Below are 15,145 nucleotides of genomic sequence, written 5' to 3' on the forward strand. Positions count from 1 at the left end.
TCTAGACTTTCCTTATAGACCCCAGGGGGCCGGGGTTCCGAGATGCGGCGTTGCGTGGTCGTGGACCGCGGCGGATGAGCGCAACAGTCATCAGGAAGAATGGGGCAAGGCCTGACAGCAACAGAAAAATCAGGATGCCGCCCGGGCCTATCGCTCGCCGTAAGTCGCTTTCAGACATCCAGTGAAACCAGATGCCTGCGACCATGACCCAAACCCTATACCGGGAGAATTCCATGAGCCGTGCCTTCGTCAATGAAGATAACGCCAGCGCGCAAGCCGATCAGCCTGTCGAACGGCAGGTCAGCGCGCAGCCCAATTACGTCACGCCGCAAGGCCTGAAGCTGTTACAGGGCAAAGTCGCCGAACTGCAAACCCTGCATGCCGAGCAATCGGCAAAAGGTGAGCAGGCGGACAAACAGCGCCTGGCCGATCTCGAACGTGATCTGCGTTATTTCAAACAGCGCCTGGGCAGCGCTCAGGTGGTACCCGCCGCGACCTCGACCCAGAAAGTGCAAATCGGCAGTTGGGTGACCTACGCCGATGAACACGCCACCGAGCGCCGGGTACAACTGGTGGGCGAAGATCAGGCCGATGCCGCCCACGGCCTGATCAATTGGGGTTCACCGCTGGGCCGGGCGCTGCTCGGCGCACAACTCAACGACGAAGTACTGTGGCAGCGCCCCGCCGGGGATCAAATGATTGAAGTGATTCGCATCGAACCGACTTAGACGACGCCTAGGGCCAGCATCGCATCGGCGACCTTCACGAAGCCGGCGATGTTCGCCCCCTTGACGTAATTGACCCGACCGTCCTCTTCGCCGTAATGCACGCAAGCGTGGTGAATCGACTGCATGATCGCGTGCAGTTCGCTGTCCACTTCGCCACCGGTCCACGCCAGGCGCATGGCGTTCTGCGACATTTCCAGCCCGCTCACCGCCACGCCGCCGGCGTTGGACGCCTTGCCCGCTGCGAACAGAATGTCGGCCTCGATGAACAGGTCCATCGCCTCGAGGGTGGTCGGCATGTTCGCGCCTTCGGCCACACAGATGCAGCCGTTGCGCAGTAAGGTGCGAGCGGCTTCGACATCCAGTTCATTTTGCGTTGCGCACGGCAGCGCGATATCGCAGCTCAGACTCCATGGCAGCTGACCGGTGCGGAACTCCAGGCCAAAACGGCCAGCCAGGCCACGGCGCTTGAGCATTTCTTCGGCGAAGTACACGCAACCGAAACCGGAAGCTTGCGGGCGAATCAGGCTGCCGCCGTAGCTTGGGCCTTTGCCGGTCAGCACACTGGTGAACTGGTTGTTCAAGCGCTTGTGCTGGCCGAACAGGAAACCGATTTCCCGCGCACCGACGCCGATGTCCCCGGCTGGCACGTCAACGTCCGCACCAATGTGGCGGTACAACTCGCTCATGAAGGCCTGGCAGAAGCGCATGACTTCCGCGTCGCTTTTGCCTTTGGGGTCGAAGTCCGAACCACCCTTGCCACCGCCCATGGGCAATGAAGTCAGGGAGTTTTTGAAGGTCTGTTCGAAGGCGAGGAATTTCAGCACGCCCATGTTCACCGACGGGTGGAAACGCAGACCGCCCTTGTACGGGCCGATCGCGCTGTTCATCTGGATGCGGAACCCGCGATTGACCTGGACTTTGCCCCGATCGTCGACCCACGACACGCGAAACACCAGCGCCCACTCCGGCTCGCAGATGCGTTCCAGAATGTCCGAGGTCAGGTAATGCGGATTGGCTTCAAGAAACGGCCACCGAGTGCGCAGGACTTCTTCTACAGCCTGGTGGAATTCGGGTTGATCCGGAGTTCTGCACCAACAGTTACACCGCCATCGCTGGCAAGCCAGCTCCTACAGTGTCCGTGAGTTTTTCCGGATCTCGGGCAATCCACATTCCTGTAGGAGCTGGCTTGCCGGCGATGAACTCACCGCGATACCACTGAAAAAACGCAAAAAAAAAACAGAGCCCGAAGGCTCCGCTCTCTTATGCAACCAACCCGAAATCAGGCCAGTTTCTTGTGGCGTACACGATGCGGCTGAGCAGCTGCTTCGCCGAGACGCTTTTTACGATCGGCTTCGTATTCGCTGTAGTTGCCTTCGAAGAACACCGCTTGCGAGTCGTCTTCGTACGCCAGGATGTGAGTCGCGACGCGGTCAAGGAACCACCGATCGTGAGAGATCACAATGGCGGCGCCCGGGAAGTCCAGCAGGGCTTCTTCCAGGGAACGCAGGGTTTCGACGTCGAGGTCGTTGGACGGTTCGTCGAGCAGCAGGACGTTGCCGCCCTCTTTCAGGGTCAGGGCCAGGTGCAAGCGACCGCGCTCACCACCGGACAGGTCCTTGACGAACTTCTGCTGATCGCCGCCCTTGAAGTTGAAGCGACCGACGTAGGTACGCGACGGGATCTCGTAGTTGCCGATGCGGATCTGGTCGGAACCGTCGGAGATCTGCTGGAACACGGTCTTGCTGCCGTCCAGATCCTCGCGGCTCTGATCCACACAAGCAAGCTGCACGGTTTCACCGACGTCGATGCTGCCCGAATCCGGCGTTTCCTTGCCCATCAGCATGCGGAACAGGGTCGACTTACCGGCACCGTTACCGCCGATCACGCCGACGATGGCGCCTTTAGGCATGGAGAACGACAGGTTGTCGATCAGCACGCGATCGCCGTAGCCCTTGGTGACGTTCTTGAATTCGATGACCTTGTCGCCCAGGCGCGGACCGGCCGGGATGTAGATCTCGTTGGTTTCGCTGCGCTTCTGGAATTCCTGGGATTGCATTTCTTCGAAGCGTTGCAGACGTGCCTTGGATTTCGACTGGCGGGCCTTGGCGCCTTTGCGCACCCACTCCAGTTCTTCCTTCATGGCTTTTTCGTGGGCCGACTGCTGCTTGGATTCTGCAGCCAGACGATCGGACTTGGCTTCCAGCCAACCCGAATAGTTGCCCTCGTAAGGAATGCCCGCGCCGCGGTCCAGTTCCAGAATCCAGCCGGCAACGTTGTCCAGGAAGTAACGGTCGTGCGTGATCGCTACCACGGTGCCCGGGAAGTCGTGCAGGAAGTGCTCAAGCCAGGCGACGGAATCGGCGTCCAGGTGGTTGGTCGGTTCGTCGAGCAGCAGCATGTCCGGGGCGGACAGCAGCAGGCGGCACAGGGCTACACGACGCTTTTCACCACCGGACAGAACTTCGACCTTGGCATCCCAGGCCGGCAGACGCAACGCGTCGGCGGCGACTTCCAGCTGGCGCTCCAGGTTGTGACCGTCGCTGGCTTGCAGGATGGCTTCGAGCTTGGCCTGTTCGGCCGCCAGTTTGTCGAAGTCGGCGTCTTCTTCAGCGTAAGCCGCGTAGACCTCATCCAGGCGAGCCTGGGCATTCTTGATCACGCTGACCGCTTCCTCGACCACTTCACGCACGGTTTTGGTCGGGTCCAGGATCGGCTCTTGTGGCAGATAACCGATGTTCAGCTCCGGCATTGGGCGGGCTTCGCCCTCGAACTCGGTGTCGACGCCGGCCATGATTTTCAGCAACGTGGACTTACCCGAACCGTTGAGGCCGAGCACGCCGATCTTGGCGCCGGGGAAGAAGGACAGAGAAATATTTTTCAGGATTTCCCGCTTCGGCGGAACAACTTTGCCCAGCCGATGCATGGTGAATACGTATTGAGCCATGGAGAACCTAGGGTCAGTGACTGATGAATGATTGGAGCGCAGGCGATGCCCGGCCAGACCGTGCGCGTCGCTCGCTTGAGGCTATCAATACGTGCGCGCTGAAAAAGTCTGAGTCTAGGAGCTGGAACGCTCCCGCGTAACCGGCAAAGCTACCTTAATGACAGATGGCAGTCCAGCCGACGGGCAGGGACTGGCACTTCGCCACAACTCAAGGCATGCTAGCCGCCCTTCGGGCGTCCGGCTTATAGTGCACGTCGCGCCAGTCCAGCCAAACCGCAGGATTACAGCTTGTCCAAAGCCCCTCCGCCCCTGACTTCCAGTGAGCCGGCCACAGCGCCCGGCTCCCCCCTGCGCGGGACCTTGAAGGGCACCTTGGCGACACTTGCACTATTGCTGCTGGCCCTGTTGTTCTGGCAATTGCTCGATCAGTTGCGCGAAACCCAGAAAAACCAGCGTCAATACACCATCGATTACACCGCCGATCTAGCCGCGCAGGTCAGCCTGAACATGGCGCTCAACGCGCAGATCGCCCTCAACCTGTTGCCGATCGTCGAGCAACCGCAGGACGCCGATGAGCTGCAGGCGCTGCTGCGCAAGCTGCAACAGTCGCTGCCTGATCTGCGCAGCCTGGCGTTGCTCAGCCCCTCGGGAAGAGTCATCAGTGACAGCGCTCCCGACAGCGATGACAGCGGCTACCTGGGTGAACTGATACGCCGCAGCCACGCCCAGACGCACTACTTCAGCAACGCCACCGACGGCTCCGTGGTGCATCTATTGTTGCATCAGGCCAGCGGCAGTTCCCGAGGCTATTGGGTCTTGCGTCTGCCCCCCGCCTTCTTTTCGTCCTTGATCAAGCAAAGCGAGGCCGGCCGCCGCCCATTGTGGCTGGTGGAGAACCGCATCAATCATCAGATCATCAGCCGCGACGATGCGCTGCCCTCGGTCAATCCGGGCACGCTGACCGAGGACGATGTCGCCAACAGCGTGCTGACCGTTGCGCTGAGCAGCAGCGATTGGCAACTGCGCGGCTTGTTCGACCGCCAGCGCGTGCTGGAAGAGCTGCTGCCGGCGTTCATCGGCAAATGTCTGCTGGGCCTGGCGTTTTCCATGCTGCCGTTCATCGCCTTGCTGAACATGCGCCGGCGTCAGCGCCAATTGAGCGAAGGCCGCCGGCGTTATCAGGACATTTTCGAAGGCACCGGCGTAGCCTTGTGCGTCCTCGACATGTCCGGGCTCAAGGTCTTTTTCGACAAGGCACAACTGCAGGGCAGCGAGCAACTGCAAGCGTGGCTGGCGATCCCGGAACAACGCCGGCAATTGCTCAAGGAATTGCGGATCTCCGAGGTCAACCAGGTCGCACTGCAACTGCTTAATGTCGATAGCGCTGACAAAGCCTGGAAACTGCTGATCGACGGCCATCCGCAGGACGGCACCGCCATCGGCAACCAGGTGCTCGACGCGATGCTCAACCGGCAGCAACTGCTTGAGCTGGAAATCAAACTGCAGGATGCCAGCGGTCGCGACCAGCATCTATGGCTGGTGCTGCGCCTGCCGCAAACCCAGGACGACTATAACGCAGTGATCCTGAGCATCACCGACATCACCAGCCGCAAGCTCATCGAATTGTCACTGCAGGAGCGCGAAGGGTTTTGGTCGGACGTGGTGCGCACCGTACCGGATCACCTGTATGTGCAGCATGTTTTCAGCCAGCGCATGATCTACAGCAACCATCATCTGGGCCAGACACTGGGTTACAACCGCACCGAACTGCACCAGATGGGCGAATACTTCTGGGAAATCCTCCTGCACCCCGAAGACGCCGACTATTACCATCGCTCCCGCCAGGTCCAGCGCCAGGCCGGTTATCGCCAATTGATGCAGTGCCAGTTGCGCTTCCGTCATCGGGACGGCCAGTGGCGACGCTTCGAGATTCGCGAGCAGGCACTGGCGCGGGACAAGGACGATCAGGTCACGCGGATCATCGGCGTGGCCAAGGACATCACCGATCAGCTTGAAGCCAGTGAATCCCTGCGCGACAGCGAACAGCGCTACCGGATGCTCGCCGAAAGCATCAGCGACGTGATCTTCTCCACCGACAGCCGCCTGAACCTCAATTACGTCAGCCCTTCCGTGCAAGCGGTGCTGGGTTACGACGCCGAGTGGATTTTCCAGAACGGCTGGCAATCGACCATCGCCAACCCGCAACAACTGACCGGCATCTACCACCTGATGGACCGGGTCAGCAAAGCGCTGGATCAGCCGGACCAACTGGCGCTGCTGCGCAGCCAGGTGCAAACCCAACTGTTCCTGTTCGATTGCCTGCGGGCCGACGGGCGCAAGATCCCGATCGAACTGCGCCTGGTATTGGTCTGGGACGAACACGGTACGTTCGAAGGCGTGCTCGGCGTCGGCCGCGACATCAGCCAGCAACGCCGGGCGGAAAAAGACTTGCGCATGGCCGCCACGGTATTCGAACACTCGACCTCGGCGATCCTGATCACCGACCCGGCCGGCTACATCGTCCAGGCCAACGAGGCCTTCAGCCGTGTCAGCGGCTATGCCGTGGAGCAGGTCCTCGACCAGCTGCCGAACATGCTGACCGTCGACGAGCAACAGGAATCCCATCTGCGTTACGTCCTCAAGCAATTGGCCCAGCACAGCACCTGGGAAGGCGAAGTCTGGCTCAAGCGTCGCAATGGCGAGCACTACCCGGCCTGGGTCGGGATCACCGCCGTACTCGATGACGAAGGCGACCTGGCCAGCTATGTGTGTTTCTTCAGCGACATCAGCGAGCGCAAGGCCAGCGAACAGCGGATTCACCGCCTTGCCTACTACGACGCCCTGACCCACCTGCCCAACCGATCGCTGTTCCAGGATCGCCTGCACACGGCGTTGCAATCGGCCGAACGGCAGAAGTCGTGGGTGGTGCTGATGTTCCTCGATCTCGACCGTTTCAAGCCGATCAACGACTCCCTGGGCCACGCCGCCGGCGACCGCATGCTCAAGGAAATGGCCACGCGCCTGCTCGGTTGCGTCGACGATGACGACACCGTGGCGCGCATGGGCGGTGACGAATTCACCTTGCTCCTGCAACCACGAGCCAACCGTGAAATCGCCCTGAACCGGGCGATTCATGTGGCCGAGCAGATTCTCGCCAGCCTGGTGAAACCGTTCGTGCTCGAAGGCCGCGAGTTCTTCGTCACGGCCAGTATCGGTATCGCCCTGAGCCCGCAGGACGGCAACGAACTCAGCCAGCTGATGAAGAACGCCGACACGGCGATGTACCACGCCAAGGAACGTGGCAAGAACAACTTCCAGTTCTATCAGGCGGACATGAATGCCAGCGCCCTGGAGCGACTGGAGCTGGAAAGCGACTTGCGCCATGCCCTGGAACAGAACGAATTCGTGCTGTATTACCAGCCGCAGTTCAGCGGCGACAGCAAGCGCCTGACCGGTGCCGAGGCATTGTTGCGCTGGCGCCATCCACGCCGCGGTCTGGTGCCGCCGGGGGATTTCATTCCGGTGCTCGAAGAGCTCGGGCTGGTGGTGGATGTCGGCGACTGGGTGATCAGCGAAGCCTGCCGCCAACTGAAGGCCTGGCATCAGGCCAGGGTACGGGTGCCGAAGGTGTCGGTGAACATCTCGGCGCGGCAGTTCTCCGATGGCCAGCTTGGCACGCGAATCGCCACCATCCTCAAGGAAACCGGCCTGCCGCCGGCGTGCCTGGAACTGGAGCTGACCGAAAGTATCCTGATGCGCGAAGTCAGCGAGGCGATGCAGATCCTCGCCGGGCTGAAAAACCTTGGGCTGAGCATCGCGGTGGATGACTTTGGCACCGGTTACTCATCGCTCAACTACCTCAAGCAGTTCCCGATCGACGTACTGAAGATCGACCGCACCTTCGTCGACGGCCTGCCGTCGGGTGAGCAGGATGCGCAGATCGCCCGGGCGATCATCGCCATGGCCCACAGCCTGAACCTGGCGGTGATCGCCGAAGGCGTGGAAACCCACGAGCAGCTTGATTTCCTGAGGGAGCACGGTTGCGACGAGGTGCAGGGTTACCTGTTCGGTCGCCCGATGCCGGCGGGCCGGTTTGAGGCGCAGTTCAGTAACGACGCCCTCTTCATGTTCGACTGAAGTTTTGTGGTGTTGCCGAAAAGATCGCAGCCTGCGGCAGCTCCTACAGGGATTGATGTCGGTCACAGAATCTGGCGGCTACCCCGCTTAGGGTAGGAGCTGCCGAAGGCTGCGATCTTTTGAGGCCGGCACAAACACCATCTATCCACGCATGAACACCACTTGTCTGCGACATGATGCCGTTTCATATGCCATCTAAAACCCATTGGGTTAGAATGCCTCCCTTTTCCGCCCCCGATCCTTGAGGACCGCCATGTTCAGCCGTGATTTGACTATTGCCAAGTACGACGCCGACCTTTTTGCCGCCATGGAGCAAGAAGCTCAGCGCCAGGAAGAACACATCGAGCTGATCGCTTCGGAAAACTACACCAGCCCAGCGGTGATGGAAGCTCAAGGCTCGGTACTGACCAACAAGTACGCCGAAGGCTACCCGGGCAAGCGCTACTACGGCGGTTGCGAGTACGTCGACGTGGTTGAGCAACTGGCCATCGACCGCGCCAAAGAGCTGTTCGGTGCCGACTACGCAAACGTTCAGCCGCATGCCGGTTCGCAAGCCAACAGCGCCGTTTACCTGGCCCTGCTGTCGGCTGGCGACACCATCCTGGGCATGAGCCTGGCCCACGGCGGTCACCTGACCCACGGTGCCAGCGTTTCGTCTTCCGGCAAGCTGTACAACGCCATCCAGTACGGCATCGATGCCAACGGCCTGATCGACTACGACGAAGTCGAGCGCCTGGCCGTTGAGCACAAGCCAAAAATGATCGTGGCCGGTTTCTCTGCCTACTCGCAGATCCTCGACTTCCCGCGCTTTCGCGAGATCGCCGACAAGGTAGGTGCCTATCTCTTTGTTGATATGGCTCACGTTGCGGGGCTGGTAGCCGCTGGCGTCTACCCGAACCCGATTCCATTCGCTGACGTGGTGACCACCACCACCCACAAGACCCTGCGCGGTCCACGTGGCGGCCTGATCCTGGCTCGCGCCAACGCCGACATCGAGAAGAAACTGAACTCCGCCGTATTCCCGGGCGCCCAGGGCGGCCCGCTGGAGCACGTGATCGCCGCTAAAGCGATCTGCTTCAAGGAAGCGCTGCAGCCTGAGTTCAAGGTTTACCAGCAACAAGTGGTGAAGAACGCCCAGGCCATGGCCGGCGTGTTCATCGAACGCGGCTTCGACGTGGTTTCCGGCGGTACTCAGAACCACCTGTTCCTGCTGTCGCTGATCAAGCAGGAAATTTCCGGTAAAGACGCCGACGCCGCTCTGGGCAAAGCGTTCATCACCGTGAACAAGAACTCCGTGCCAAACGACCCACGCTCTCCGTTCGTCACTTCCGGCCTGCGCTTCGGCACCCCGGCCGTGACCACTCGTGGCTTCAAGGAAGCAGAGTGCAAGGAACTGGCCGGCTGGATCTGCGACATCCTGGCTGACCTGAACAACGAAGCGGTGATCGACGCCGTTCGTGAGAAGGTCAAGGCCATCTGCAAGAAGCTACCGGTGTACGGCGCTTAATTGCCCCGTTAAATCCGCAGCATGAAGAACCGGCCAAGTGATTGGCCGGTTTTTTTTCGCCCGCAAATTGACACCGCTTACCTGTAGGAGCTGCCGAAGGCTGCGATCTTTTGATCCTCAAAAAAGCAAAATCAAAAGATCGCAGCCTTCGGCAGCTCCTACGAGACCAGCACCACTGGTCAGACCGGTCATGCCAATTTTCTAATTTTTACTTGCGAACACCCAAAAATAGCGCCTAGACTGCGCCTGCACTGGACATACCGGTAAGACCACAATAATTAAGTCCTGAATCTGATGTGCCCCGCACACGGAAGCCAGGACACCGACCAGGATTCCTCCCATGCTCAGATGGTGCTCGCGTTCAATCTTCCTCCAAGTGGTTCTCGGACTGGTGCTCGGCATCGTCTGCGGGCTGACCCTTCCCGAATACTCCGCTCAGCTCAAACCGCTCGGTGACGGTTTTATCAAGCTGATCAAAATGCTCATCGGCCTGATTGTGTTTTGCGTAGTGGTCAGCGGCATCAGCGGTGCCGGCGACCTGAAGAAGGTCGGCCGAATCGGCCTGAAATCGGTGATCTACTTTGAAGTGCTGACCACCATCGCCCTGGTGATTGGCCTGGTGTTCGCCTTCAGCACTGGCATCGGCAGCGGCGCGAACATCCATCTGGAGCAGCTTTCCGCAGCCGATATGGGCGACATTGCCCAGCGCGGTCAGCACATGCACACCACCACACAGTTCCTGATGGACCTGATTCCGACTTCGGTGATCGGTGCCTTTGCCGATAACAATATCCTGCAGGTCCTGCTGTTTTCAGTGTTGTTCGGCAGTGCACTGAATCTGGTGGGAGAAGCGGCATCGGGTATTTCGCGTCTGATCAATGAACTCAGCCATGTGATCTTCCGCATCATGGGCATGATCGTGCGACTGGCCCCCATCGGTGTATTCGGCGCGATCGCCTTCACCACCAGCAAATATGGCCTGGACTCGCTGCAACACCTGGGCAGCCTGGTCGGCCTGTTCTACCTGACCTGTACTGCCTTCGTGGCCCTGATTCTCGGCCTGGTGATGCGCCTCTCTGGCTTGAAGATGTGGCCGTTGCTCAAGTACCTGCGCGAAGAACTGCTGATCGTCATGGGCACCGCGTCCTCCGATGCCGTGCTGCCACAAATCATGCGCAAGCTTGAGCATCTGGGCATCGGCAGTTCGACGGTCGGGTTGGTGATACCTACCGGTTACTCGTTCAACCTCGACGGTTTCTCGATCTACCTGACCCTGGCCATTGTGTTCATCGCCAATGCCACCGGCACGCCGCTGGCGATGACCGACCTGTTGACGATTCTGTTGGTGTCGTTGATCACCTCCAAGGGTGCCCACGGTATTCCAGGCTCGGCGCTGGTGATCCTGGCGGCCACCCTGACAGCCATTCCGGCCATTCCGGTGGTGGGTCTGGTGCTGGTGCTGGCCGTGGACTGGTTCATGGGCATCGGCCGGGCGCTGACCAATCTGATCGGCAACTGTGTGGCGACCGTCGCCATCGCGCGGTGGGAAAAGGACATCGATGTGCAGCGGGCGAACAAGGTACTTTCCGGCCAGGCGGGTTATACCTTCCAGCCGAGAAAACCGGTTGCTCAAGCGGCAGCCAAAGAATTCTGAATGACCGCCGTGCCTGCCGACCGCAGGCACGGCTCATGGAGCAAGCAAGTGATTACCTCATCAACCGTCGTCAACTCAGTGGTAGAAAAACTTCGGGCCGCTTTGGCCCGTGGTCAGTGGCGCTCCGGCGAAATGCTGCCGGGGCAACGCGAACTGGCCGAACAACTGGGCATCAGCCGCCCGAGCCTGCGTGAGGCGGTCATCGTCCTGGAAACCCTCGGCCTGGTGCGTTCGATGCCGGGCAAAGGCGTGGTGGTGCTCGAAGCCAATCTCGCCGACAGCCAGACGCATGACAGTGCAGTGGCCGCGGCGAGCCTGGAAGACGTGCTGCAACTGCGCTACACGCTGGAGCCGTTCATCGTCGGCCTCGTGGCGCAGTCCATCAGCAGCAAGGAAGTCGGGCAACTGCGCCTGACCTTGATGGACATGCGCGAAGCCCTGGAGGCCAATGACAGTGAAGCCGGCGTAACCGCCTACATCGCGTTCCACGAAGAGCTGTTCACGCTGACGTCGAACCCGATCTTCCAGAGCGTGGTCCAGCAAACCAGCAATGCCCTCAAGCAAAGCGCCGAAGTGTTGCGCAACTCCCCGGAGCATCTGGCTGAGCGCCTTGAAGAAAACGAAGCGGTGGTGCGGGCGATCCGCAGCAAGAACAGCGCCCAGGCCAGCGCCGAGATGCGTCGGCACATTTTGCGCGAAGGCCAGCGCATGGGCATCGAACTGAACATCCCGGAAGACAACCTCGGCAGTTGAAACCTCTTCGAACTGGAGATTGGCCATGAACAGCTTCGCCTCGCCACAAACGCTCGCCACCCTGCCCGTCCGCCCTTCGGTGGATGATCTGTATTCACGAGTCCTCGATGCCATTTTCGAACAGCGCATCCATTCGGCCAGTCGCTTTACGGAAGAAAGCCTGGCGCAGATGTTCGGTGCAAGGCGCAGCGACATGCGTGATGTGCTGACGCGACTGTCCCATCAGCAGATCATCATTCTTCGAGTCAACCATCGTCCCCGCGTCGCCGAGCTTGATGCCGAGCAGACCCGGCAGACACTGCATGCCCGGCGTCTGGCCGAGATCTTGCTGGTGCGGCTGGCCTGTCAGCGACCCTGCGCGCAAGACCTGAAGCAACTGCGGGCGCTGGTCGATAGCGAGCGTCAATGCACCGAGCGTGGACGGGGAATTCGTTTGTCGGGAGAGTTTCATCTGCAGTTGGCACAAATGGCGGGGAATGCACCGTTGGCGCATTTTCTTGAGAGCCTGGTAGCGCTGACTTCGTTGGCGATTGCGCAGTTTGATCTGCCGCAGAAGGATTATTGCGTGGAGCACATGGAGATTCTGGATGCGTTGGAGCGAGGAGACGCCGCGACGGCGCAAGCCGTGCTTAACCGGCATCTGGATTATCTGGAAGATTTGTTGCTGAGCCCTGCATCGGCACTGGACCAAAACTGTGCCACAGGCTAGTCCGCTTTCGTCGGAACGCCGCCCGGAGCAGCCTCGCCCCCACAGGGGACTGCATTTCAAATGTGGGAGCGACGATGCGGCGATCCGACCTGCTCGCGATGGCGGCTCAAGGCTCGCTGCAACTTCTGACTTTAATCCGCCGCCACCCGCGCAAAACCCTCGCGAATCTTTTCTTCCGGCAAATCATCGGCAATGAACACGATCACGCTCTCGCGCACTTCGTCTTCAGCCCACTCGGTATCCCAATCGAAACCATAGAGTTTCAGCACACCCTGAAACACCATGCGACGCGATTCGCCGAGGATATTCAACACGCCTTTGTAGCGCAGCAACTGCTTGCCATGCTCCTCCAGCAACTCGTTCATGAACTCGCTGAGCTTGTCGATATCCAGCGGCTTTTCAGTGCGCAGCACCAAGCTGGAAATGCGGTCTATGGACGGAGCAGCCTGGCTGAGCGGGCGCAAACTCACGCCGCCACCGAGGTCGGCATTGAGGTTGAAGCCGCGTACATCGAGCAACTCGGCGAGGTCGATCTTGCCGTGGTCGACCACGCGGATAGGCGCACGCCGGTTGATGCGGGTCAGGCGCTCGCTCAACGCGGTGAAGGTCGGCTCGTCCACCAGATCGCGCTTGCTCACCAGCAAGCGGTCAGCGAACCCGATCTGTGCCTGGGCGATGGTCTGGGTCAGGTGCAAGTCGGCATGTGCCGCGTCGACCAGTGTGATGATGCCGTCGAGGATATAGCGCTCGCGCAACTCTTCGTCGATGAAAAAGGTTTGTGCCACCGGTGCCGGATCAGCCAGGCCGGTGCATTCGATCACCAGGCGGTCGAAGGCGATGTCGCCCTGGTCAAGACGCTCGAGCAACAGATAAAGCGCTTTGGTCAGGTCCGTATGGATGGTGCAGCAGACGCAGCCGTTGGACAGCGTCATCACTTGCACCGGCTCATCACCCAACAACTGGGTATCGATGCCGGCATCGCTGAATTCGTTCTCGATTACGGCGATTTTCAGGCCGTGCTCGGCCTTGAGCAGATGGCGCAACAGGGTGGTCTTGCCGGCACCGAGGAAGCCGCTGAGGATTGTGACCGGGATGGGTGTGAGCAAAACAAAAATCTCCCCTACGTTTAAAAAACTGTAGGAGCGAGCTTGCTCGCGATGGACGTCAACGATAACGCGTGCTTTCTGAATACACGCGTCAACCTTACGTCCATCGTCGGATCGCCGCCCGGAGCAAGCTCGCTCCTACAAGATCAACAGCACTTCGGCCCACCCTTGCCACCGTAACGGGCTTCCTGACGCTCGCGAAAGAACGCCTCATAGCTCATCACCGGTTTGTCCGGGTGCTTGGTCTGCATATGCTCGACGTAGTTGTCGTAGTCGGGCATGCCGACCATCAGGCGCGCGGCCTGACCGAGGTATTTACCGAGGCGACTCAGGTCATTGAACATGGTGCAAATCCTCGATCACGCTTCCGGCAGCGCCTGGAATGGCGCTTCTTTATCCGTACGTTCTTTGCTACCCCAGGCGGAAATACCGACCTTGAGCGCATAGAACAGGATGCTGAACACTACGAACAGGAACAGCGCGGTCAGCGTTGCATTGGTGTAGGCGTTGAAGATCACGTGTTGCATCTGGGTGATGTCCTTGGCCGGGGCGAGGATCTGGCCGTTGGCCAAGGCATCGCTGTATTTCCTGGCCAGCGACAGGAAGCCGATCGCCGGGTTAGCGTCGAACAGCTTGATGAAGCCCGCTGTCGTGGTGCAGATCAACAGCCACACCGCCGGCAACATAGTGACCCAGACATACCGCTGGCGTTTCATCTTGATCAGCACCACGGTGCCGAGCATCAGCGCGATACCGGCCAGCATCTGGTTGGAGATACCGAACAGTGGCCACAAGGTGTTGATGCCGCCCAGCGGATCGATCACGCCCTGATACAGCAACCAGCCCCACATGGCCACGCAACCGGCGGTAGCGATCAGGTTGGCAGTCCAGGATTCGGTGCGGCGCAGGGCCGGCACGAAGGAGCCGAGCAAGTCCTGGAGCATGAAACGCCCGGCACGGGTACCGGCGTCGACCGCGGTCAGGATGAACAATGCTTCAAACAGGATCGCGAAGTGGTACCAGAACGCCATGGTGTTTTCACCCGGCAGAACACTGTGCAGGATTTGAGCGATCCCCACCGCCAGGGTTGGCGCACCACCGGCACGGGCCAGGATGGTGGTTTCACCGATGTCGTGGGCCACCGCTTGCAGGGCTTCCGGCGTGATGGCAAAGCCCCAGTTGCTGACCGCTGTTGCTACCGCCACCACATCCCCGCCGACAACCGCAGCCGGACTGTTCATGGCGAAGTACACACCCGGTTCGATCACCGACGCGGCGACCATGGCCATGATCGCCACGAACGATTCCATCAGCATGCCGCCGTAACCGATGTAGCGGGCGTTGGTTTCGTTATCCAGCAGTTTCGGCGTGGTCCCGGAGGCGATCAGCGCGTGGAAACCCGACACCGCGCCACAGGCGATGGTGATGAACAGGAACGGGAACAGACCGCCCTTCCATACCGGGCCGGTGCCGTCGATGAACTGGGTCAGGGCCGGCATTTTCAGCTCGGGCATGGTGATCAGAATGCCGATGGCCAGGGCGACGATGGTGCCGATTTTCAGGAAGGTCGACAGGTAGTCACGGGGTGCCAGAATCAGCCACACCGG

General features: G+C 60.2%; 11 protein-coding genes. 6 read left to right on the forward strand and 5 right to left on the reverse strand.

Annotated features, from left to right (window positions below; genetic code table 11):
• The first annotated feature begins 233 nt into the window (after positions 1–233).
• The gene (locus AC1DKH_RS23355; RefSeq protein ID WP_477756669.1) at positions 234–728 is read left to right on the forward strand and encodes a GreA/GreB family elongation factor; all 495 of its coding nucleotides are present in this window, start codon (positions 234–236) and stop codon (positions 726–728) included.
• Here AC1DKH_RS23355 and AC1DKH_RS23360 read toward each other — a convergent pair.
• Both AC1DKH_RS23360 and ettA read right to left on the reverse strand, forming a co-directional pair.
• The gene (locus AC1DKH_RS23360; protein WP_477799433.1) at positions 725–1,852 is read right to left on the reverse strand and encodes a glutamate dehydrogenase; all 1,128 of its coding nucleotides are present in this window, start codon (positions 1,850–1,852) and stop codon (positions 725–727) included. The genes AC1DKH_RS23355 and AC1DKH_RS23360 overlap by 4 nt on opposite strands.
• A 155-nt stretch (positions 1,853–2,007) precedes the next feature.
• Positions 2,008–3,672, reverse strand: coding sequence for an energy-dependent translational throttle protein EttA (gene ettA / locus AC1DKH_RS23365; protein ID WP_477755052.1), 1,665 nt, complete (start codon positions 3,670–3,672; stop codon positions 2,008–2,010).
• Positions 3,673–3,960: 288 nt separating this feature from the next.
• Between ettA and AC1DKH_RS23370 the strand changes: the two genes are divergently transcribed.
• The 5 genes from AC1DKH_RS23370 (at position 3,961) to AC1DKH_RS23390 (ending at position 12,432) form a co-directional block, all read left to right on the forward strand.
• Positions 3,961–7,809, forward strand: a complete 3,849-nt coding sequence (locus AC1DKH_RS23370) for a sensor domain-containing protein (protein ID WP_477799429.1) — start codon at positions 3,961–3,963, stop codon at positions 7,807–7,809.
• A gap of 253 nt (positions 7,810–8,062) precedes the next feature.
• Positions 8,063–9,316, forward strand: a complete 1,254-nt coding sequence (gene glyA / locus AC1DKH_RS23375; RefSeq protein ID WP_477799430.1) for a serine hydroxymethyltransferase — start codon at positions 8,063–8,065, stop codon at positions 9,314–9,316.
• A gap of 340 nt (positions 9,317–9,656) precedes the next feature.
• Positions 9,657–10,970, forward strand: coding sequence for a C4-dicarboxylate transporter DctA (locus AC1DKH_RS23380; RefSeq protein WP_477764654.1), 1,314 nt, complete (start codon positions 9,657–9,659; stop codon positions 10,968–10,970).
• A gap of 48 nt (positions 10,971–11,018) precedes the next feature.
• On the forward strand, positions 11,019–11,723 hold the full coding sequence (locus AC1DKH_RS23385) for a FadR/GntR family transcriptional regulator (protein ID WP_477755053.1): 705 nt from the start codon (positions 11,019–11,021) through the stop codon (positions 11,721–11,723).
• Between the two features lie 25 nt (positions 11,724–11,748).
• Positions 11,749–12,432 carry a GntR family transcriptional regulator gene (locus tag AC1DKH_RS23390; protein WP_477755048.1) on the forward strand — a complete coding sequence of 228 codons (684 nt, stop codon included), beginning with the start codon at positions 11,749–11,751 and terminating at the stop codon, positions 12,430–12,432.
• Positions 12,433–12,563: 131 nt separating this feature from the next.
• Here AC1DKH_RS23390 and yjiA read toward each other — a convergent pair whose 3' ends face one another.
• The 3 genes from yjiA to AC1DKH_RS23405 all read right to left on the reverse strand — a co-directional run.
• Positions 12,564–13,538 carry a GTPase gene (yjiA, locus tag AC1DKH_RS23395; protein ID WP_477799431.1) on the reverse strand — a complete coding sequence of 325 codons (975 nt, stop codon included), beginning with the start codon at positions 13,536–13,538 and terminating at the stop codon, positions 12,564–12,566.
• A 146-nt stretch (positions 13,539–13,684) separates the two neighbouring features.
• On the reverse strand, positions 13,685–13,882 hold the full coding sequence (locus tag AC1DKH_RS23400; RefSeq protein ID WP_007937254.1) for a YbdD/YjiX family protein: 198 nt from the start codon (positions 13,880–13,882) through the stop codon (positions 13,685–13,687).
• 15 nt (positions 13,883–13,897) lie between these two features.
• Positions 13,898–15,145 (reverse strand): carbon starvation CstA family protein (locus AC1DKH_RS23405; protein WP_477799432.1); only part of this gene is annotated, 1,248 nt, incomplete at its 5' end.

It is taken from the genome of Pseudomonas sp. 05L36 (genome assembly GCF_056398125.1).